This window comes from Desulfonema magnum, assembly GCF_017377395.1.
Lineage (GTDB): Bacteria > Desulfobacterota > Desulfobacteria > Desulfobacterales > 4be13 > Desulfonema_C > Desulfonema_C magnum.
This window is the reverse complement of sequence record NZ_CP061800.1, coordinates 6,429,532-6,451,125: the sequence shown is the minus strand read 5'-3', so window position 1 is coordinate 6,451,125 and position 21,594 is coordinate 6,429,532. Positions and strand designations below refer to the sequence as shown.

Sequence of the window (21,594 nt, the reverse complement as noted above, 5' to 3'; positions counted from 1 at the left end):
TTTTGCACGGAACCGGTTCCAAAAACAGACACTTCCGCTTATATAAAAGAACCACCTGAACGCGGAACTGCGAACCTTTTTGATCTGCTGATTATGGGAGGCATAGACTTAATAAAAATTGGGGGGTTATATATGCTATTCAAAGAAGATTTAAAAAAAATTGTCATGTTAAGTTATCTTAAAGATGATATGGTGGAGAAACTGATTCCGATTACAGACCTGCTGACCTTTGACGAAGGAGAGACGGTGTTCCGGGAAAAGGAAGACGCAGACAGATTTTACATGCTGAGAAGGGGAAAAATAGTTCTCGAAAAAAGAGTGTCTGATAAAATCGCTATTTCAGTAGGATCAATAAAGCCGGGGTATGCCTTTGGCTGGTCAGCCGTATTCGCTGATGAACCCCTTTATACTTCTGATGCAGTTTGTGCCGAACCCTGCGAAATTTTTTCGGTGAGAGGTAAAAAAATCATGAAACTTTTAGACGAGGATCCCGCCATGGGATATATCTTTACGCAACGGCTCCTCAGACTGGTGAAATCACGGCTTGATCACCGGACCATGCAATTTCTGAAAGCAATAAAAAATCATCCTGATATACAATCGCTTATCAAAGACTGACCCCTCAAAAACCAGCCATCTGATCCATGCAGGGCGGGCAAAGCGCATTCAACGGTTTGATCGCCGTCATTTCCTAACACCTAACACCTGACACCTATAACACTTTCATATAAACGGACATGACCTGCCGGTCACAACGAATGATGAAAAATCAGTAGATCGAAAAGAATTTGTAACATACTGTTTTAAAACAACTGTGAGGAGTGCAAAAATGAAGCGAAGGCGAAATTTTTGCAAAAATTCCGCGTTCGCTTCATTTTTGCACTCCTTTTGTCCCGGAAACTTTTCGATCCATTGAAAATTTGTAATTTTTCCTAACACCTGACACTTAACACCTAACACCTTTTTCATATAAACGGACATGACCTGCCGGTCACAACGAACCATGAAAGTTTTATAGTTTTTCCTAATACTTAACACCTAACACCTAACACCTAACACCTAACACCTAACACTTAACACCTGACACTTTCATATAAAATCAGAAGGTTCATTTCTTAGTTTGATGTCTCTATGGATTGCAAACTCTGTTCTGCAAAGCATTAGCCAATAAAAGCAACAGCTTAACACACCCTTTCAGGTGATATTCACCAAGTCATAACCCATACAAAAAAGGCTTACCCTGAAGTAGAAAATTCCCACCCCCTGAATACGGCTTTCCCTTATTGACGATATTATTCCTTTGTTTTATAAATTAAGTTAACAAAAAGGGGAAAGCATTTCAGAATGATCAAAAATAAATTTTTCAGTGTGTAAAAAAAAGGGGATATTATGAGAAAAAGACAATATACTTCAAAAAAAGAAGCAGACAATGTGGTTATTTCCAATGAACTCTCCGAAATGGCTGAACTTCCCATGAGAAATTATCTTTGCCGGAATTACGATATCTGCCTGAATAAAGCGGCTCAGGCCAATACCGTTTTTGGCTGTGAGGGATGTCGGAAATTTGTCCGGGCTGAAAAACAGGAACTGACATCAGAAGAACTGGGAGGCATGTTGTGTTTGTGGGGGTCTGTCTTTGAATCACGAATTTCCATTCATTAATTCTCACGAAAGAAAGGGAACCCGAGTGTATCTGTTCAAAAATAAAAAAACCCGGCTTCTGATTCAGCCGGGTTTTTGTTTGTCATCATTTTCAATTTCAATAAAATAAAAGTGTTATTTCATGAAAGCACTGGTGATATATTCTTCCACAAATTTCTGATCGTCTTCGTCACTCATTTCTTTTGGCAGCCTTTCTGTTGCCAAAGCAACAGCCTCGTCTATCATTTCTGACCTGAACTTACTTTTTGCCTGTAATATCTGGCTGCCTATTTTTTGTTTTGATGTTTCCAGCATAATCTGACTCTGGCGCTGGGCATCTTCTATAATATTCTGCCTTTTCTTTTCACCCTGACTAACAATCTTTTGTTTCAGCTCTGAAAATTGGACTTCGCTCTCATCCAGCACTTTGTAGGTCTCTTTTATTTTATTAACAAGCTGTTCCTTCTCTTTTTCGACCTGACTGATTTCATCAGCCACTTCCTTTTTTCTGCCATGCAGGAAGTCCATGAGGGGTTTTTTGCCGAATTTGACGCATACAAAAGCCAGGATCCCGAAATTGAGCCACAGCATGATAAGATCATAGGTCCCCCGCCAACTACTACCTGCTTCTTCGGCGGCCAAGGCTTCGGTTCCCAAAATGTGGAGGCATATCACCACCGTATAGAAAAACAGTATGCCTGTTTTATTGAATTTTTTCATGAAACCAGCCTCCGTTCCAGAATCTTCTCCATGATATAAACGGACAGGGCCTCAGATTCCGCTTTGAAATGCTTTCTTGCCTGGGATATCTGAGTGTCAACATCCTTCTGAGTTTTCTCTTTTAATGTCGCAATTTCTTTGCTTGCGGCATCGAATATCTCTTTTGCCTGGCGGCTTCCTGATTCTTCCAATTCTTCTTTGAGGCCGAAAGCTTCCTGTCTTACTGCTATTTCCGTTTTTTTCAGTTGATCGGTAACGTTATCAAGCTCTTTTTCCGCATCATCGATTTCCGATTCTATTTTGCTGATATAGCCGTCTCGTTCCTGCATTACATTTCGTAAAGGACGAAACATGATGCGAGTCATAATGAACATAAAGATCAGAAAAGAGATCAGCTCAATAATCAGGGTTTCGTTTATGCTGATAAGAGCGATGTTGCTGATAATTTGCATTGCCTGCCTTCCATAACTTAGAAATTAGAAATCAGAAATTAGAAATTGGAAATTGGAAATTCGAGTTTCTCATTTCCAATTTCTAATTTCCAAGAATCAAACAACAAATAAAAGCAATAACGCAATAACAAGCGAATAGATTCCTGTTGATTCTGAAACAGCCTGTCCGACAAGCATTGTCCGAGTCAGCAGACCTGCTTCTTTGGGATTTCTTCCGATTGCCTCACATGCTTTTGCCGCGGCCATGCCCTCGCCGACACCGGGGCCGATTGCGCCAAGTCCCATAGAGATACCAGCACCCAGAAAAGCCGCTGCCTGGATAATATCCGTACCTTCGATTGCCATTTTCTATCCTCCTAAACTAATTGGAAATTTTAATAAAGCTCAGTAGTATGAACTTCCTTTGTCAAACCACAAAAATCAACAATAAAGCAACAACCAGTGAATATATGGCAGTTGATTCAGCCACAGCCATACCGATCAGCATCAGTCGGGTGATATTGGCTGTGTATGTCTGGTTTCTCGCGACCCATTTTACGCCGCCGCTGGACGCAAGCCCTTCGCCGATCCCAGGACCAATGGCCCCGAGTCCCATGCACAGGCCGGATCCGAGCAATGCCGCGGCAGATACAACAGAGTCTGTTGCAGGAAATTCTTTGAATATAAGAATACAACTGATGAGAAGTCCGAGTGTGGCGGGTGTCTGAGTAACAGCCTGGCCGATCAGCATGACATTTGTCACATTTCTTATCGTCTCAGGCTGCCGTGCGATGCCTTCGCAGGCTTCGGCCGAAGGGAATCCTGAGCCGACACCTGAGCCAATCGCACTGAACCCCATTGACAAACCTGCCCCGAGTAAGGCCGATATTGTCAGAAGAGAGCCTGACTCAAAATGTGTAAACAGCAGTATAATGGCGACAACCAGAGCAAAAATCGAAGCAGATTCCGCTATGGCCTGACCCACCAGCATGGTTTTAAAAATATCCCCGCCCATTTCCGGGTTTCTCAACATGACCGCATTGGCTTTGGCGGCCGTATATCCCTCGCCGATTGCGGCACCCATGGCGCCAAGTCCCATAGAAAGACCGCCGCCCATAAAGGCAGCCACACTTACCCAAGTTTGAATGTCAAAATCCATCGTTTATTTCACCTGCACTGAGATATAAACAACTGTAAGCATTGTAAAAACAAATGCCTGAATGGCCCCCACGAAAAGTCCGAAAAACGCATTGAGAAAAGGTGGAAAAATAACGCTGTATGTCAGATAGGAGACAACAAGAATAATTATCGAACCCCCCATGATGTTTCCGAACAAACGAAAGGAAATAGAAACGATCTTTGCCAGCTCGCCGATCACGTTCAGCGGCATCATGAAAAAAACCGGCTCGCAATATTCTTTTGCATATTTTTTGAACCCCTTTGTCTTTATGCCCGCGTAATGGGCAATGACAAATCCCATAATCCCCAGACTCAGCGGCGTGTTCAGGTCCTTTGTCGGCTCATGAAGATGGGGAAACATGCCGATCCAGTTGGAAAGAAGCAGGAACATGAACAAGGCGCATATCATAGGCCCGTATTTTTCCGCTCTTTCCTTATCCATTGCGTCCTCGGTCAGATCGTACAGCTGGGACACAAATAATTCCCCCAGTACCTGTAAGGGGCCTGGCAACAGACTTTTCTTTCTGCTGGCAAAAAAGCCAAAGACAATCAGCACTGCAATGACGACCCATGTCATCAGAATGACATCCAAGTTGAATGTCATGTCGTGTCCCAGCAAGGGAATAATTAATTGGTGTACCTTACCTAGCTCATCCATAACATACCTACCCTAACATTTTTTTTCGTAACCTACCAAGTTTTTTTACAAAAAAACTTGGTATCAGTTGTTTTCAGCAAGGGCTTTCGCCTGCCAGTTCTAATTTTTTTTCCTGCGGGTTAATACAAAATTGAAAAAGTGATCTGAAAAGATCATCAGTTGAACAGAGAAGATTCCGACAATAACGGCAAAAATATCAAATTTTTCCATTTTAATCGCCAGGATAAGCGGTATGGCAATTAAACAGTATCTTGCAAATATTGAGCCCAGGGACAGAAAAAAAGTTTTATTTTTCGGTTTGCCAACTCTCATGGGAAGCGTTTCACCCATCAGAACAAAATTCACCACACTGAAAAGCATCCCCAGTATCAATCCCTTACCCATAGGTTTCTGACCGGCCAGAATAAAAAAAAATGCCACAAAAATTGACACTGTCATTGCTCTGGAACAATATTTTTTTTCTGTCTGTCTAACTGCCTCCATTTCCCAAATCCCTTTTCTCTTCCTCCTTATCTTCCATTATTTCGAAAATTTGACGGTAAACCACATTCCCACCGCCGATAATCCCCAGAATAATAAAGATTGTTACGAAGATCCCTTTTGTTCCCACCCATTTGTCAATGTACCACCCGACAAAAAAGCAAAAAAGGATACACCCGGCCATTGTAAGACCGAGCTGCATGACAATGGTCAGGTTTTCAGTCCAGGCGCTGTTTTTTTTATAATTGAAAAATTTTTTTTGTGACCTGGAACGCTGTTTCAATACAGTTACCCGCTAAAATAGTAAAATAAAATAACTTTATAACAATCTCCATATAAATTATGGGGGTAGATAACAAATAATAACCCACCCTGTCAAGAAGATATATTTATCTGTCACATATTATAGTTGCAAGTGCTGAAAAAATATTTGTAATTTGTATCAAAGCGTTCTTCCAAAATCAGATACAATATGATATTTATCAAATTGATTCAAGATATTACATAGGTCATATCTGATTTGGGATCACTCCCGTATTTTTGTTATAAAAAATTATGTGTGCTAAAGAATATCCATTTGATGTTAAATCAGAAATACCACATTAAAAAAGAAGGTTACAGTTTTTATTTAAATGAAACTTAAAATTATGAAATAATTTAAGTATAACTAAAACACAAAGAAGGATTATCTGTCTGACCAGGAAGGGACAGCGGAGGGATAAAATCAGCCTGCATGTTCAGGCTCAGTTATAACTCAGATCATTCCATATCAGACACTCGGGATTTATTACTATGAAACTTTCCACATCTGAAAAACTACGTCGTTTTTACAGTCTGTTTTCAGGCAATGATCGGGTTCTCATTTTAATTAATGCGGATCCGGACGCCATTGCCAGCGCCATGGCCATAAAAAGGCTGTTATGGCGCAAAGTGTCTTCTGTTGCCATATCCAATATCAATGTTATCAAGCGTCCTGACAATATTGCCATGACCCGCCTTCTGGGGGTAAACCTTATTTATATAGATGAGATAGATGAACACGCGTTTGACCGTATTGTCATTGTTGATTCCCAGCCGGATCACCATGAAAATTTTGCAAGGTTTCAGTTTGATGTTGTCATAGATCATCATCCGATAACCAGGGTTGAATCACCTTTTTCAGATATTCGCCCTGAGTACGGTGCCACGGCCACAATTATGACGGAGTACCTCAGAGCCGCAAAAATCAAACCGTCTGCCAAGCTGGCAACAGCCCTGTTTCATGCCATCAAAACAGATACAAAAAATTTTGAAAGACAGGCTCTGTCTGAGGATATCAGCGCGTTTCAGTTTCTTTTCCGATATGCGAATATTCATCTTGCACGGAAAATGGAACAGGCGGATCTGCGGCTTGATTTTCTGAAATATTTTCAGGTTGCATTTGAGAACATGCGTATGCGCAGAGCAAAAGCGTTTGTGCATATTGGCACGGTTTCCAACCCGGATGTCTGTGTGCTTCTCGCTGATTTTTTTATGAGGATATCTTCTGTAAAATGGAGCATTGTTTCCGGCTTATACGATAACAAGCTGATCCTTATATTCAGAAATGACGGACTCCGCAAACATGCCGGAAAAACAGCGAAATCAGGCTTTGGTCATATGGGGTCCGCAGGCGGACATAAAAGCATGGCCCGGGCTGAAATTCCGATTACAAAATTAAAGGATATTGTGGATTACAGGAATGATAAAAAATTGTTAAAATGGATTATTGAACGGGTTGAGAAAAAACAACAGGAGCCAAATATAAATTTTAAGAAAGAAATTTTGGGGTTGAAATTGTGAATGGCTTGTTGACACTTTGGTTTTATTTTTATAAATTAAGGTATTTTTTATCTTTGGAACAGACTGGGGAAAACTTGAAACTTGAAACTTGAAACTTGAAACTCGAAACTTGGGAAGTTTGCGATTTTCAATTCCTGACTTTAACTTTCAATTTTATAATTTTCTATGCAAAAACAAAAACTAATGCCCGACTGCACTGATTATGATGGGCTGTTCGGATGTAAAACAATTTTTCAAATTGTTTCTTCGGATGTAAGACAATTTTTCAAATTGTTTCTTATAATGTCCTAACCAAAAACATAAGGAGGTGTAGCAAGATGAAAAAAATTTTTATAATCTTTATTTTTTTGTTGTTGCCGACAGATGTTCTGGCTGAAAAGGTTATGCTGGCTGCCATTGAAGATTATCCCCCTCATCACTACAAACAAGATGGAAAAATCAAAGGTTACAATGTCGAGGTGGCCCGCTATATTTTTGAACACCTTGGTATTGAGTTGGAGATCAGACTGATGCCGTGGAAAAGATGTCTGGAAAAGGTTAAGACCGGAAAGGCTTCGGGTCTTCTGTCCTCATCTTACGTCAGGGAACGGGAATCTTTTCTGTATTATCCGCCCGAACCCACACGGCTTCAGCGAAATGTCGTATTTGTTCGGAAATCCGATCAGATGAAGGTCGTAAACCTTGATGATCTGAAAGGGTTGCGGGTGGGGGTTATTGACAAATATTCATACGGACCCGAATTTGATAACCATCAGGGATTGAAGAAAACCTTATGCAGAGAAGAAGAGGAATTGGTGAGGATACTGGACATGGGGCGTGTGAATGCGGCCGTGGCCAAGGAGGCTGTTTTTCTTTTTATTGCATCAGAACGATATGGGCTGAAAGACAAATTTGAAGTGGCGTATGTTATCAATGAAAAACCATCATATACGCCTTTCTCCAAAACCATGGGTAAAAAAGGCAGAGAACTGGCAGATAAATTCGGCAAAATGCTTCGCCAGATGCGCGAAGACGGAATGCTTCAGAAGATTATGAAAAAATATCGTTAGCTGATTCTCCCTCAAAGCAATACCCTAAAATTCGATGATCGAATTTTTTAATGTCATTCCTGTGAAATCAGGAATCCGGTATCTTTTTGTCAGCAGGTGTGAACAAAACGGATTCCTGTTTTCAAGGGTTTCGGCGTGAGTTCAGACTTGGGCGAGTTTTGTCGGGTTGTCGGACGGAATGACAGGCTTCTGTCAAAATCGGCTCAGAAAATTTGATCATCGAGTATCAGAAAAAAAAAGAGGAACTAAGGCGACTTCCAAGAATGAATCTCCCAGTCTGTAGTTCCGCGTTCAGGCGGTGTCGCACCGCCTGAACTCGGAACTATGAATTGAGAAATACCTGTCCATAAGTTTTTCACTACTTATCTTACAATATTCCTGATATGATGAAAATAAAAAATTTTGTTTACATTGCCATCGGGTCAGCCCTGGGGCTTGGCCTGTCTCCGTTTTTTCCGGGAACTTTCGGCGCATCCGCGGGGGTTTTATTTCATGTTTTAATTGTGTTTTTTCTTCCGGTTAAAATACAGTGGGCCGCGCTTGTGTTTGTATTTATACTGGTGTGTTCGGCAAACCATGTATTAACGCCATGGGCCGAAGATTACTGGGGATGCAAGGACCCCAAATATTTTGTTTTGGATGAGGTCGCGGGTTATTTGCTGATACCGATACTTTTCCGATACGGACAGCTCTGGAAAGTTGTCCTGTGGGGATTTCTTTTATTCAGAGTTTTTGATATTTTTAAACTGATCCCCCCTGCCAGGCAGATTGATCAGAATATGCACGGAGCCTGGGGCATCCTTCTGGATGATCTGGTCAGCGCAGGATATGCCGTGCTGGTGATGTATCTGATCTATTGGCTGGGACCGAGCTGGCTGATAAGTGATTCCTGATATTCAACGATCAGGTTTTTCTGTCTCCGGTTCTCTGAACCTGTATCAATACAACAAATAAAATCAATGAACCCTGTCTGCAAATTGCGGACAGGGTTTATCTTTTTATTACTCGATGATCAAGTTTTCTGATTATAACAGATTTAGGGGAGGGCCGACCAGACCCCGTGGGGGCAGCATATTTGTGGGAGCAGGTTTGCAGCCTCCCCGCCAAGCCCCGTAAGGGCGGCATACTCGCAACATGATTTGCTACAAATATGATGCGAGGGGCTTTCCCGGCCGCCCCTGACTCCGTTCATTATCAGTAAATTCAGACGGCCGGAAAAAAACTTAATCATTAAGTATTAAAAAATTTTACACAAATTTTGCTGACGGATTTGGGAAACCTGTTTGCCCCTTTAAACCTCAAAGCCTATGATGCCCTGTTTTATATCAGAGCAAAAATACCGGAGACCCGCCTCAACGCTCCGATTGCCATGGTGGAAATTGATGACCGAACCTTTGAGGATAAGGCTTTCAGGATACCCATGATCCTATGGCATCATTATTTCGCTGAGGTGATAAAAGGGCTGACAGACAGCCGCGCACGGGTTATCTGCTGCCCCGGGAATTATTTGATGACATTGCGCCAAATTATAGCCAGACATGGCTCAGGGCTGGGGTGATGAAAATGTCACAAACCGGGCTGACAATTGCGATCCCATTTTTATTCCGTATTTTTTTTATGACTTAAAAATCAGCCAGTTAAAAAATGCGGGGAACAAAAATGGGATCAGCTTTTTCAGAGTCTTGGAAACATTTTCATCACTCTTCCGTCCCCGACAGTTCGGATGCGAAAGTCAGAGAATGTTTCCGGGTTTCAGCCATGAGTGATATCAGATACCACAGACAGACAATCCGCAATCTGAATTTCATACTGATTTTATTCAGTACGGCGTCTCTGAATTTATGAAATCTCATAACCTGACCTCCCGAATTTTTAAATTTGAAGGATTTGTATGACAACTGTCAGAAAATGTAAACAAAAAAGCGGATTGCGATAAAAAGCGGTTTAAAATTCGGTACTTATATAAAGGAGATATTGTGATCTCTTATTTTAAAACAGATTACAGCGCAGAAATAAAATTTCGGGAAACCTTTAAGTAATTCTGTTCGAGGATCGCGGAACACCGCATACTGCGGAAGACACTCTCATACTGGCTGATAAATTAAAAATTGAGATCAGACTTCTGCCCACGGCAACGCCGGAACTGAACGCCATGGATCATCTGTGGAAAAGTGTCAAAGGTCGTGCTTTGGCAAACCGTCCCACGGAGAACATCGACATCTCCGCGGATGAGGCATGTCACCACATTATCGGGATGTCCCGTCATCAGAGACTGAAGGCGGCCGGAGTGTTGTCGGACAACTTCCGGCTGGCCGAATACTCATAAAACTGAGGAAAAAAACTATTCAACATATTGATATTACATATTTAGGATTGTATTTATACGGACAGATATTTCTATGCGGAAAACTCGGAATTTCAGCACTCATGATTAACCGCATTCCCGGTCGGAGCGAGTCGGCATCAGATTGCCGGTTCGTCCGTAACGCGAAGAAATTCGGAATCTTTCCTGAATATAAATGAAAAACAGATTTGACAGGATCAGAGATTGCCGGAAACTGCTTTCAGATAAGGCATGACAGTTTGTCAAAGAACTTTTTGCAACCTACTTAGTATAATTATAGCGTTTGTTCTCCCCGGCTCGGATTGACAAATCCGAGCCTTTTTTGTTTTTTTAATGTCTGCTTTCCGCTACAGGGATTTTATATAAGAAAAGGATTTATGCAAAGGCTTTTACTCGATAATCAACTTTTTTTGATCCGATCCGGCAGGGTCCCTTGTCATTCCTGCGAAAGCAGGAATGACAGACTTTTTGTTCGATCCGGGTCAAAAAACTTGATTATCGAGTTTTAATCCCTTTTCTTATATAAAATCCCTGTAGCGAACAAGGGGCGCAATTCTCAATTCTCAATTCTCAAACGGAGCATATTCAAACTTTTGTGTTATGGCACATACCTCCATTAAAAAAGCTTATATTTTCAAATAGTTAAAAAGGTGAAAAACAGTTATTGACAAAAAAGTTTGAAGATGCTATCTAATCCGAAATTTCAGAGAGCATATTCAAACTTTTTTTCACCGTCCGGTTCTTATGATTTCAGAAGGTTATCCCGAATCAGGGGGTAAAATTCTGCAAAGTCGGGGGGGGTGAAAAAGGAGCATCTTCAAACTTTTTTCGGGATCGGATCAACCTCCTGAAAATATTGAGAAAGCATCTGAAAGGCGGATATCCGGCAAATGCCGGAACCCCGCCCCCCCCCGTAAAACTTGCTGTTCCCTGCTCCCTCGGGAGATGAAAGGGATTAAGACTCAGGAAGGCTTGTCAGACCTGTACACCCTCTGAGAGTTCCCTGCTCCCTCGGGAGATGAAAGGGATTAAGACTTACTCGGGGTGCCACTAAAATAAGCTATGGGTCCAGAGGTAGAGTTCCCTGCTCCCTCGGGAGATGAAAGGGATTGGGAGGGGGCGAGGGGCCAGAGGCGGGAGGCGAGGGGATTTTGGGAGTTGCCCGGATCCTCTTGCCTCTCGCCCCTTGCCCCTCGCCCCCGCTTATAAAATGTTGACAAAAATGAAATGGGGGGTTATCATTGACAGTGAAAGGGGGTGGGACAATGTTATCTGTTCCGGGCATATATGAAGACGGAAAGGTCAGTGTTTCGCAAGATGTTCCCATACAGGGAAGAGCTGATGTGATAGTCACCTTTCTTGAAGACACCGGAGAGGCGTCTGTTAAGAAAAATCCTCTGCGGAATCCGCAGTCCGATCTTATTGAGGACGATCTCAGAGATTTTCTGGAATCTTATGACAGGAAAAAGGAAAGAGAAGTCTCGGAAAAGCTGTATTCATCTGACGAGGCATGGAAAGGTATTGAGGAATCACTGGAAAAAACAAAACCCGAATTTGAAACATGGCAGGAGGCGACAGCGTGGGTTCGCAATCGGAATTCGTTCTGATCGACACGAACATATTTGTAATAGACCTTCGTTACAAAAGAGATGTTCATTACAATAAAAACAGTGAGTTTCTGACACTCATGGCACAGAACGGAAAAGGTCTTACCACCGTTGTCAACCTGTTGGAACTTTGCGGAATTCTCTCTTTTAATCTCAGTGAGAGGCAGTTGTATGAACTGTGGTTCTGCTTTGCGGACAAATATAACATCACGGTGTTCCCCGGCGCTGATATAAGAAGTGACTTTCCGAATCTGAAAGTTAATGAGATATTTGAACTGCTTAAAAAAAGGACTTCATTCGGGGATGCTCTGATGATTGCTCTCGCAAAAAAGTATCTGCCCTTTGTTCCGACAATGGTCACATGGGACAGCGGACATTTCAAAAATAAATTTCCGGGCACTATCCTCACACCGGAGGAATTTTTGGAAAGATAAAGTCGGAGTTGCTTCTTGGTCGGGCAAAACTGAGTTCCCTGCTCCTTCGGGAGATGAAAGGGATTGAGATGCCATGAACTTCCGCCGATGAGGACTTTATAGACGTTCCCTGCTCCATCGGGAGATGAAAGGGATTAAGACACATCCCGGTCAGCGGCGACTATGGAAGTCCCTATTGTTCCCTGCTCCTTCGGGAGATGAAAGGGATTGTGACTCTATCGCTCCCCGGAAAGCATAGATGCTTTGCTTTTCGTCGCCCATGTAGTTCCCTGCTCTTTCGGGAGATGAAAGGGATTGGGACAACTCATACTCGATCCCCTCCTTTTGAGAGGGTTTCATGCCAGTTCCCTGCTCCCTCGGGAGATGAAAGGGATTATTCCCTGCCCTCGTTTATCTACACGGATTAGCGATAAGCAAAGGATTAATAAACCTTCTTCCCGAAATCCTTTTCTTATCGCTAATCCGTGTAGATGGGGTGTCAGGAGATGAAAGGGATTACGACCAGTATTTGTTTTTCGGAAGACGAAAAGGACTGCAACGGAGCAGTTTGACAAAAGACCAGCATCAGAGAGGTGTGCAATATTCAGTAAATCGAAAAGTTTTTCGGACAAAAGGGCGTGCGGAAATGGAGCGAAGCGGAATTTTCGCAATTTTTCGGAGCGGGTGCGAAACTTTTTGCGAAAATTCCGCTTCGCTCCATTTCCGCACTCCGGAGAATTGCCATCTGAAACAACAGGTTAAAAATCTTTTCGATCTACTGATATTTCCCCCCAAAATACTCCCTCCCCCCATTGACCGACCTTCAGCTTTATGAAATACAAATCAGAATTTGAAAAAAATGAAAAAAGGCTTGAAAAATCCATGGAAGTGTGCCATACGGGGACAAAATTCGGAGTAGATACAGGATTATCAAACAAAACATCTTCGGAGACCGGTCAATATGGACAGTCACTTCAGAAATGTGATTTTAAGTGCGTTGTTCAACCCCCTGGATCAGTTCACGGAGATCAGTCAATGGATAAAGGAAACCGGTCTTGATGATGTGATTTCCTTTACCTCCCATCCTTCCCATGATGCTGAAATCAGCAATCTGCACCTGAACTCTCTTTCCATTCTCTCCCAGGCAAACGAGTTGGCAAAAGCAGGAGCCGGTTCTGAGGAAAAAGCAGCGGAAGACACCAAGACCCACAAACACGGATTACTCAATGCTTTCAGCAATATCCGACTCGGCAAAAAAGAAAAAGCCTCCCCGTCATTTTTCATGCCTGCCAGAATCGGTGATGAAATCCTTTATCCCCTGTTCACACCACCAGACTCACCACCTGATATTCAAAGCTTGTGGCAGGATTTTGAACAGGATATCCTTGAAATAAAGTCCCATCTCAGCATCAGCGCAGCCTTGATGTTGCTGGAAAAATATTTTTCCTTTGTCCCTTTTCAACCCGGTTCGGAAACCCTCATCAGCGACATCTCCCTGTATCAGCACGCCAAAATATCAGGAGCACTTGCAGCCAATATTTTCAACCATTTGTCAGAAACTCACGGGGAATACCTGGAAAACACCGATTTGAACGCGGCTATTTCGGACCGGGTCGAGAACAAACACCTGCTCATTGGCGGGGACATATCAGGGGTTCAGGATTTCATCTACACCATCTCCTCGGCCAATGCGCTGAAAAGTCTGAGGGGCCGCTCATTTTACCTGGAGATGCTCACAGAGAAAGTGGTCCTGGACTTGATAGAAAGCCTGAATGTCTCATTTGCAAACCTCATTTATTCCGGCGGAGGCGGATTCTATCTCATGGCTCAGAATACCGAGTCTGCCAGGGATAACATCAAGGGGATCAGAAGCCATATCAACAAATGGCTCTTGGATGAGTTTGAGGGAACACTTTGTTTCCACATTGAATTTACAGAATTCTGCGGAAATGATCTGATTTCAGGTTCCAGGGAAAATTCAGAATATCCTTTTGCCGATGTCTGGTATAAGCTGTCGCAAAAGATAGAAGATTCAAAAAAGAGGAAATTTGCGGGCCTGTTAGATCAGATTTTCAAAACACAACTGCCTCAGAACCTTGATGAATCGTGTGCGATATGCCATACCGACAACAAGCCCATCACTTATGATGAAACAAAAGGCATCAGCACCTGCCGCTCCTGTTATGATTTTAACAGAATCTCAGGCCGGTTGAAAAAAGGCGAAACTTACCGGTTTGTCCAGACAACCAAAACACCTGGTACGGGAAAATATGATTTTAAGATCGCGGACTCATTCTACACATTTTCAAAAACACCCCAAAAAGGCATGTTCACCTACATTATCAATTCCTGGGACGCAAAGGACTGGGTGGACAGGCATGGGACCCAGTTGCTCATCGGCACCTATACATCAGGATGTGAGGAACTGGAGGAGCTTGCAAAAGAATCCCGGGGCAAGCACTTCATCGCCGCGCTGCGGATGGATGTGGACAACCTCGGACGAGTGTTTCTTGAAGGGCTTTCAGATAAGTCAATGCCCCGAATGGCATCATTATCCCGCCATCTGACGCTTTTTTTCAAATATTACATCAATTTTGTCTGTGAAGGCCGGCTCGGGTTTGATGCGTATCAGATCAAATCGGATGGGTCCGGCAACAAAGCAAGACCTGTTGACATTATCTATTCCGGAGGTGATGACCTCTTTATCCTCGGAGCATGGGACCAGGTCGCTGAAATCGCCTTTGATATCCGCAGGGCCTTCCGGGAATATACCGGAAACAACAAAAGCGTCACACTGAGCGCGGGGGTTACGCTGCACAAGCCCAATTATCCGGTCTATCAGATTGCGGAGATGTCCAAAAAAGGGGAGAGCGAAGCCAAGGACAACAGTGAGATCAATTTCAGAGAAAAGGACAGCCTCTGTCTGTTTTATAATGAATCGTGGAAGGCAAAGGACAGGTTTCTCCATGACAGGTTGAAAAAGGAGAGACGCGGCTGGGATACGAGTCCTCCCAAAAAGATCATTTCCCAGGCCAGCTTCTGGGATGATGCGGACCAGGACGTATTCGCCATGGCGCGGGATATGACAAATAAGATTGACTGGTCCAAAGTCTCTCACGCGCTGATGCACAAGCTGTTCATGGTCGTGGAAATATGGCAGAAGGACGGGGTGTTGTGTATGCCTGCGCTTCATTATGTGATCAAAAAGAGCAGGAAAAACCTGGGCGACGACAGTGCGAAACTGTTCTTCAATCTGAGAACAGAGCAGATGCCCAAGCTGCTGGCCCCTCTGACATGGGTTGAATATTTGCACAGGAAAGGTGGATAATCAAATGCGTGTGGCTGACGAGATAAAAGCACATTTCGACAAAAACAAGAATCATCAGTTCGGAGATGTTCCTGCCTCAACGATTGTGAAATGGGCGGAAAGCTGCAAATTCAAAGAAAGACAACTGACACCGACCCAGATGAGAAGATTTTACGACGCAATCAGAGGCGTATGGGATGATCCCAAGATGAAGAACATGGCTGACGGGGACAAACTGGAGGAGATGTTTCTGGCCCGGCTGATTTTTCTGAGACCGGCTTTCGCTGGCGCGGTCAGGAAGAACAAAATTCCTCCGGCATTCAAAGAGATTATGGACCAGTCCATCCAAAAGGTTAAGAAGAAAAAGGACATGTACAAGTTTGTCAAATTTTTCGAGGCTATTATACAATATGCTGAATAAACAGGGGGAATCATGCAACAGGGAACGCATTTCAGATATCTGTTCGGGAACGTCTTTTTCCGCGGAAAAATAGTGTGCAAAAGCGGACTTCATATCGGCGGATCATCCGATGTGCTTGAAATCGGCGGCATAGACAGCTTTGTGATCCGCAATCCCGTGACCAACGAGCCGTACATTCCCGGAAGCTCGCTCAAAGGGAAACTCAGGAGTACGGTGGAGAAAATTGTCACTGTTGACGGTGTGCCGTTAATGGCAAACCGGAAGAGCGACAAAGACGGGAAAGTATGGCGGCACGAATGTGATGATTTCACAAATGCGAAAGACTGTCCGCTATGCCGTATTTTCGGCGCATCCGGGAAAGAGTCCAAAAACAACAACTACCCGACCGCGCTCCTGTTCCGGGACGGGAAACTGGCCAACCCGGAGAAATTGAAGGATGAAGGGATGCCGATATTCGAGGCTAAAACAGAGAACACCCTGGACAGGCTTACCTCCGCAGCTCATCCCCGCACCATCGAAAGGGTGCCGGCAGGCGCGGAATTTGACTTTGAGATGGTCTATCGGGTGGAGATGCTTGGAAAGGTCGGGGAGGACACTGCGGAAAAATTGAAATCTCCTGTATTTCCGAATCTTCAGGAAGATATCTCCAACATCCTGAAAGCCATGAGCATCCTCGAACATGACGGCTTGGGAGGAAACATCTCCCGGGGATATGGACAGATACAGTTTGACATAGATTTTATCAAAGGGCTTCGTTCTGACGGGTCTGAGATAGTGAAAATAGAGAAACCCGAACCAGAGGAACCTGTCAAAGTCGGTCAAGGAATTCAACTACTTCCGGATTTTGCCAAGGGATTTGCCGATAATTATAAAAATGGGGGCAGGAATGAGACTCGTCAGGCTGAGGTTTAAGACCGGCCTTCATCTCGGGGCCGACCGGGGCGGTATCGGCCGGGAAAAGGTTCAGGAGATCGTTCATTCTGACACGCTTTTCAGTATGCTGGTCAATTCGTATGCGGATATTGTCTCAGGAAATGCGGAAAAGATCGCGTCCCTCATTGATTCCATAGAGACCCTTTCTTCAGGATTTCTCTTTTGTGAATACCGTCGCAAACAATTTGAATACTATCTTCCCCGCCCCCTGACCGATCCTGTGAATTTCTCCGGCAAGCACGGGAAGGAAAACAAACTCAGATGGCACAAGGAGTTGAAGCGATGTCTGTATATTGACAGAGATAATTTTTCCAAATGGATCAGGGGGGAGAAAATTTCTCTGGTGAAATTTAAGAACCAGGGGTATCAGGAATTGTTCACCATCAACATCAGACCGCAACACGCAAGAGACCGGCTGACAAATGCCTCGAATATCTATCATGCCGGAGAGATGTTTTTCGACAAGACCGCGGGCATCTATTTCCTCATTGACGGCGTGGAACAAGGAATTCTGAAGAAAATTTTGGATAACGCGGCCATGAAGGGACTCGGGGGCAGAAGGAGTCTGGGGTATGGTGTGTTTGACTTTGAGATTGAACCGCCTGATGATAAATGGAAGCCGTTGTTTGAAGGCAGCGGAGACAACTTCATCATTGTTTCCCTCTACTATCCCATGAACCTGAACGCCTTATCTCCCATGGCCTATTCCCTGGTTCTACGCAAAGGCTGGACCTTCTCCTCTGTGGCCCTGGGACAATTCAAGCGGGAGACATGCCGAATGTTCGGCGAAGGCTCGATTTTTGCGAACAAACCCGCAGGGGGACTGGTGAATGTGGCCCCGAAAGCAATTTTCTCCGCTCACCCGGTTTACCGATTCGGCAAGGCCCTGGCATTCCCCTGCACAGTTCAGGAGACAGAAGATGACGCCGTCTTATCTTGAGACCGGAACATACCGGCTGACCCCGATCTCCCCTGTTCATATTCAAGGCAGCGACGGGAGCGCAAATTACGGCCAGTGCTTTATCCGCAGCCCTCATGATAATAAGTTCATCTATCTTGTGGACACCATGAAGCTGCAAAATTATCTGTTTGAACATCATGGGGGACTTGATATCATCATCAAGTTTGCAAACTGGCTGGAAGATGCACCCAAAGACAAGGGGATTTCCGAGTTTTTGAGAGATAACAAATTCGATTTCACCAAAACCCGTGATGTTGCAAGAGGCAAGGTCTATGCCAAGGTGAAAAAAGGCTATAACAGACTGTACTTTATTCGCAATGGCATGGACAGGGCCTATATTCCGGGGTCATCTGTCAAAGGGGTTATCCGAACAGCGGTTTTGTGGAAGATTCTGAGGGAAATCCGCAGTAACAATCCAACACAGTTTGACGCTGAAATGACAGCATACATAAATGGAAAAATTAAAGAATTTGACAGACAACCCCGCCATCAAAAGAACAGATTTAAGTGGAGAGTTGCCGCCGCGATTGTGGAGGATATTCTTCAGGGCTTTCATCTGACCGCGAAAAACATATCGCCAAAGCAGAAAATAAAATCCTCTTCCCATTTTACCGATGTTTTCCGGACCGTGAAGATCAAGGATTCATCTTTTATTGACACCCGTCGCATCAGCGAAAAAAAGGCTCGGATTTTAAGTCTGGACAGAAATCATGCGCCCTATTTCAAGATGAAACACCGGGGGAACAGCTTCATAGAATTTAATACGGAAACCTATTTTTGCCCTGATCCAGGCGGTTCTGTCAGCTTTGATATTTCCCTTGATACCGATCTGCTTAAAAAGTTTTCAAATTCTCAGAGAACAAGATCCCGCTGGGGAGATTACACCATCCCTTTTCAAAATTTGGATCAGCTTATGGCTATCGTGTTTGAGTTTTCTGAGGCAGTATGGGAAGAACTCGGTGCCTTTCATTCCCAGTTTTATCAGAAGAGAAGCGAGTTTTCCCCTGACGGACGTCAGCAGGGTGTTGTTCAACGATTCTTTTACGACAGGGGCTTCGGATTTATTCAGTGTCCGAGGCTTCAAAAAGACTTGTTTTTTCATATCAATGAGGTTCAGATAAAAGACAGGGATACGATCAGAGAAAAAGATAAAGTCTCCTTCAACACGAAGAAGACAAATAAAGGTCTGAATGCGACGGATGTGAAAGTTGACAACACCATTGAAATTGGCGGCAAAGGAAATGCTGTCAACATAAACCCCCTGATTGAGTTCTACAAAAAGCCGGTTGAGAACGCCATAAAAATCGGCTGGGGAAGCGGCCTCCTGGGGACGAGCTTTGCCCTGTTGTTCAGGGAGAGTCCGAACTTGAAAGAGAAACTGGTGGAACTGAGGGACAAAATCATCTCTTACGACGGCGGAAAACCTCGAAAACACGGGGATGAGGTACCCAAATCCGCAAAGATCATCTGTAATGATAAGGGCGAAGGTGAATATCCCCTGGGGTGGGTCAGGTTGGAAAGATTGTGATGAACCAGGAAGATATCCTGAGATGGATTCAGAACGGTGAGAATTCCGGAATGGAATTCAAACGGGATGACATCCGGCCCGAACAGTTGGCAAAGGAAATTGTCGCGTTTTTGAATTTCAAGGGCGGCAAAATCCTGCTGGGCGTGGAGGATGACGGAACCCTGTCCGGAATCACCCGGCCCGCTCTTGAGGAATGGGTGATAAATATCTGTTCCGACATGCTTCATCCCGGAATCATTCCGTATTATGAGGAAATTCAGATGGGAGAGAAACGGATCGCGGTGATCTCCGTGGACATGGGCATCTCAAAGCCGTATGTGATGCGTCACGATCAGGGAGAGAATATCTACATCCGTGTGGGTTCGACCTCCCGATTGGCCAGCAGAGAGGAGCATATCCATCTCCTCCAGATTGGAGTAAATACATTAAGCGATGAGAACAGAAGTCTTGATGTTGAAGAAGAAGATGCAATAAGCGATGAGGATAGCGGAGCAGCAGCTATTGAATGAACCGGAATTTGAGTTTCAGTACTGGTTCGTCTGTTTAAATAAGTCAGAAATCAGAGGAAGAAGCCATGTTTGAAAACAGAATTGAACTACTTGAAAAAATTGATGATGATGAGAACTGGGAAGAGGTCCTCGATAACAATTATTTGAACTATTTGGAATATCAGGAACTTTATCATGACAGGGATTTTGGTAATGCAACTGATGTTTTTAAGAAACTTCTGCCCGAGTATTTCAATGTCATCCATCTGATAAACCGGAAACATGTTAAAGAAGGGTATCTTCCTGATTTTGATGAAGCTCACTATGATATTGGGATTTTTCTGGTGGGGTATTCGATCATGCCGATTATCCTCAGTTTGGCAGAGATCAGGCCCGGGCATGTCATTTTTGTTGTCACTGAGGATACTGAGGATCTGGTTGATGAGATCATGGAAGGGATTGAGGTGATTGATGCGGAATATTATGAAAAAATAAAAGCCGATATCAGGCTGGAACGCCTTGAGGAACTTTCTGATCCGGCCAGAATTTTCAAGACGATCAATGCCCTGATCCTTGAAAATGAGGGCAGGAAAATCGCTATTGATATCACCGGCGGAAAGAAAACCATGGTCGCGGGATCATTCATGGCCTCGGCTCACAGCCAAACCTGTGACATTTTTTATGTGGATTTCGAGGAGTATGACTTACAAAGACGGGAGCCATGCTATGGCACGGAGTTTCTGGCAAAACTTCCCAATCCGTCCGAGATATTCAGCATTGTTGACTGGGAGCGTATCAAGTCGTTGTTTGACCGCTATCAGTTTGGCCGAGTCAAAAATGAGCTGAGCAGGATAGAGAAAAACATCAGGAAGCATGAAGCCTATTTTGATGAGGAAACAAAGGAGGGAATAAAGAAGATCACAACTTATGCCTGCGGATATGAGTGCTGGGACGATTACCGCTATAAAGAAGCTCTCGATCATCTGCCGGACGAGCCTGCTCTTAAAGTTCTGGGAAAGATTGAAGAGTATTATGGCGATAAGCTGAGATTCCATAAAAAGACCGCAAATTCGTTTCCGGAAGCAAACGAGGAAGCGATCAGGGAGACCAAAAGCAAAATCTGTTCCAATAATGAGTGGCTCTCTTTTTATCTCCTGGACAGACTTAAAAATGCCCGAAGGAGAAAATCTCAGAGCCAGCTTCAGGGGACTTTTCTGCGCTTTATCACATTGACTGAATTTGTCTTAATATTATGGGCTGAAAAGGAGAATGTTTTCCCTTTGAATACGCATGACAGCCAAACCCAGAGCAGTGCGTCACATATCGGATTCACGAATGTTTTGAACTGGTTGGAGAACAACGGTTCTGTCATTGCTGAGGATGTCAATGTGAAGGAACTGAAAAAACTGAAGAACATTCGAAATAATCATGTCCTGATACACAGCATTAAGGTCGTTGATGATATGAATGATCTGAAAAGAGCCGAGGAGTATGCTGAAAAAATTATCCAAAATCTGCTGAAGATGAAAGGTGTTAATGAGGACAAGATTAAGGCTGTGAGACAGGCTTTGGAATTCAAAAAATTTAATGAACTGGTTTCGTGAGAGAAATAC

At 43.8% G+C, this 21,594-nt stretch carries 24 protein-coding genes; 16 read left to right on the top strand and 8 right to left on the bottom strand.

Annotated features, from left to right (window positions below; all coding sequences use genetic code 11):
- The first annotated feature begins 132 nt into the window (after positions 1-132).
- Together dnm_RS24660 and dnm_RS24655 are read left to right on the top strand one after the other, a co-directional pair.
- On the top strand, positions 133-618 hold the full coding sequence (locus dnm_RS24660) for a cyclic nucleotide-binding domain-containing protein (protein ID WP_207679546.1): 486 nt from the start codon (positions 133-135) through the stop codon (positions 616-618).
- Between the two features lie 771 nt (positions 619-1,389).
- A complete protein-coding gene (locus tag dnm_RS24655; RefSeq protein ID WP_207679545.1) occupies positions 1,390-1,662 on the top strand; it encodes a hypothetical protein in 273 nt (90 codons plus the stop codon).
- Between the two features lie 114 nt (positions 1,663-1,776).
- On the opposite strand, the gene dnm_RS24650 is transcribed toward dnm_RS24655, so the two are convergent.
- The 7 genes from dnm_RS24650 to dnm_RS24620 all read right to left on the bottom strand — a co-directional run bounded on the left by dnm_RS24650 (position 1,777) and on the right by dnm_RS24620 (position 5,392).
- The gene (locus tag dnm_RS24650; RefSeq protein WP_207679544.1) at positions 1,777-2,361 is read right to left on the bottom strand and encodes a F0F1 ATP synthase subunit B; all 585 of its coding nucleotides are present in this window, start codon (positions 2,359-2,361) and stop codon (positions 1,777-1,779) included.
- The gene (locus tag dnm_RS24645) at positions 2,358-2,813 is read right to left on the bottom strand and encodes a F0F1 ATP synthase subunit B family protein (protein ID WP_207679543.1); all 456 of its coding nucleotides are present in this window, start codon (positions 2,811-2,813) and stop codon (positions 2,358-2,360) included. The genes dnm_RS24650 and dnm_RS24645 overlap by 4 nt, the downstream gene beginning before the upstream one ends.
- Before the next feature lie 96 nt (positions 2,814-2,909).
- Positions 2,910-3,158 (bottom strand): ATP synthase F0 subunit C, encoded by a 249-nt coding sequence (gene atpE, locus dnm_RS24640; RefSeq protein WP_207679542.1) that lies wholly within the window; start codon positions 3,156-3,158, stop codon positions 2,910-2,912.
- Positions 3,159-3,219: 61 nt separating this feature from the next.
- Positions 3,220-3,951 (bottom strand): ATP synthase F0 subunit C, encoded by a 732-nt coding sequence (gene atpE, locus dnm_RS24635; protein ID WP_207679541.1) that lies wholly within the window; start codon positions 3,949-3,951, stop codon positions 3,220-3,222.
- A 3-nt stretch (positions 3,952-3,954) separates the two neighbouring features.
- Positions 3,955-4,629, bottom strand: a complete 675-nt coding sequence (gene atpB / locus dnm_RS24630) for a F0F1 ATP synthase subunit A (RefSeq protein WP_207679540.1) — start codon at positions 4,627-4,629, stop codon at positions 3,955-3,957.
- A gap of 99 nt (positions 4,630-4,728) precedes the next feature.
- Positions 4,729-5,112, bottom strand: coding sequence for an ATP synthase subunit I (locus dnm_RS24625; protein WP_207679539.1), 384 nt, complete (start codon positions 5,110-5,112; stop codon positions 4,729-4,731).
- Complete coding sequence (locus dnm_RS24620) at positions 5,099-5,392, bottom strand: AtpZ/AtpI family protein (protein WP_246556081.1); 294 nt, start codon at positions 5,390-5,392, stop codon at positions 5,099-5,101. Before dnm_RS24620 ends, dnm_RS24625 begins: the two co-directional genes overlap by 14 nt.
- 509 nt (positions 5,393-5,901) lie before the next feature.
- Here dnm_RS24620 and dnm_RS24615 point away from each other — a divergent pair.
- From dnm_RS24615 to dnm_RS24600, 4 genes are all read left to right on the top strand, one after another.
- Positions 5,902-6,930, top strand: coding sequence for a DHH family phosphoesterase (locus dnm_RS24615; RefSeq protein WP_207679538.1), 1,029 nt, complete (start codon positions 5,902-5,904; stop codon positions 6,928-6,930).
- 317 nt (positions 6,931-7,247) lie between these two features.
- Positions 7,248-7,979 carry a substrate-binding periplasmic protein gene (locus dnm_RS24610; protein WP_207679537.1) on the top strand — a complete coding sequence of 244 codons (732 nt, stop codon included), beginning with the start codon at positions 7,248-7,250 and terminating at the stop codon, positions 7,977-7,979.
- A gap of 383 nt (positions 7,980-8,362) precedes the next feature.
- Positions 8,363-8,872 carry a phosphatidylglycerophosphatase A family protein gene (locus tag dnm_RS24605; RefSeq protein WP_207679536.1) on the top strand — a complete coding sequence of 170 codons (510 nt, stop codon included), beginning with the start codon at positions 8,363-8,365 and terminating at the stop codon, positions 8,870-8,872.
- 377 nt (positions 8,873-9,249) lie between these two features.
- Positions 9,250-9,537 (top strand): CHASE2 domain-containing protein, encoded by a 288-nt coding sequence (locus dnm_RS24600; RefSeq protein WP_207679535.1) that lies wholly within the window; start codon positions 9,250-9,252, stop codon positions 9,535-9,537.
- A gap of 139 nt (positions 9,538-9,676) precedes the next feature.
- Here dnm_RS24600 and dnm_RS24595 read toward each other — a convergent pair whose 3' ends face one another.
- Positions 9,677-9,832: a hypothetical protein gene (locus dnm_RS24595; protein WP_207679534.1), complete on the bottom strand. Its 156-nt coding sequence runs from the start codon at positions 9,830-9,832 to the stop codon at positions 9,677-9,679.
- Between the two features lie 185 nt (positions 9,833-10,017).
- Here dnm_RS24595 and dnm_RS31475 point away from each other — a divergent pair, with 185 nt between their 5' ends.
- From dnm_RS31475 to dnm_RS24545, 10 genes are all read left to right on the top strand, one after another.
- Positions 10,018-10,305 (top strand): hypothetical protein, encoded by a 288-nt coding sequence (locus dnm_RS31475; protein WP_337833624.1) that lies wholly within the window; start codon positions 10,018-10,020, stop codon positions 10,303-10,305.
- 1,283 nt (positions 10,306-11,588) lie between these two features.
- Positions 11,589-11,930, top strand: coding sequence for a hypothetical protein (locus dnm_RS24585; protein WP_207679532.1), 342 nt, complete (start codon positions 11,589-11,591; stop codon positions 11,928-11,930).
- Entirely contained in the window at positions 11,903-12,364 is a 462-nt protein-coding gene (locus dnm_RS24580; RefSeq protein ID WP_207679531.1) for a type II toxin-antitoxin system VapC family toxin, read from the top strand. The genes dnm_RS24585 and dnm_RS24580 overlap by 28 nt, the downstream gene beginning before the upstream one ends.
- Before the next feature lie 940 nt (positions 12,365-13,304).
- Complete coding sequence (cas10, locus tag dnm_RS24575) at positions 13,305-15,671, top strand: type III-A CRISPR-associated protein Cas10/Csm1 (protein WP_207679530.1); 2,367 nt, start codon at positions 13,305-13,307, stop codon at positions 15,669-15,671.
- 4 nt (positions 15,672-15,675) lie between these two features.
- Complete coding sequence (csm2, locus tag dnm_RS24570) at positions 15,676-16,071, top strand: type III-A CRISPR-associated protein Csm2 (protein ID WP_207679529.1); 396 nt, start codon at positions 15,676-15,678, stop codon at positions 16,069-16,071.
- Positions 16,072-16,083: 12 nt separating this feature from the next.
- The gene (gene csm3, locus dnm_RS24565) at positions 16,084-16,983 is read left to right on the top strand and encodes a type III-A CRISPR-associated RAMP protein Csm3 (protein WP_207679528.1); all 900 of its coding nucleotides are present in this window, start codon (positions 16,084-16,086) and stop codon (positions 16,981-16,983) included.
- Entirely contained in the window at positions 16,958-17,944 is a 987-nt protein-coding gene (gene csm4, locus dnm_RS24560; protein ID WP_207679527.1) for a type III-A CRISPR-associated RAMP protein Csm4, read from the top strand. The genes csm3 and csm4 overlap by 26 nt, the downstream gene beginning before the upstream one ends.
- Positions 17,925-19,493 carry a type III-A CRISPR-associated RAMP protein Csm5 gene (csm5, locus tag dnm_RS24555; protein WP_207679526.1) on the top strand — a complete coding sequence of 523 codons (1,569 nt, stop codon included), beginning with the start codon at positions 17,925-17,927 and terminating at the stop codon, positions 19,491-19,493. The genes csm4 and csm5 overlap by 20 nt, the downstream gene beginning before the upstream one ends.
- The gene (locus dnm_RS24550) at positions 19,493-20,002 is read left to right on the top strand and encodes an AlbA family DNA-binding domain-containing protein (RefSeq protein ID WP_207679525.1); all 510 of its coding nucleotides are present in this window, start codon (positions 19,493-19,495) and stop codon (positions 20,000-20,002) included. Before csm5 ends, dnm_RS24550 begins: the two co-directional genes overlap by 1 nt.
- Before the next feature lie 65 nt (positions 20,003-20,067).
- Positions 20,068-21,585: a hypothetical protein gene (locus tag dnm_RS24545; RefSeq protein WP_207679524.1), complete on the top strand. Its 1,518-nt coding sequence runs from the start codon at positions 20,068-20,070 to the stop codon at positions 21,583-21,585.
- Positions 21,586-21,594 lie beyond the last annotated feature (9 nt).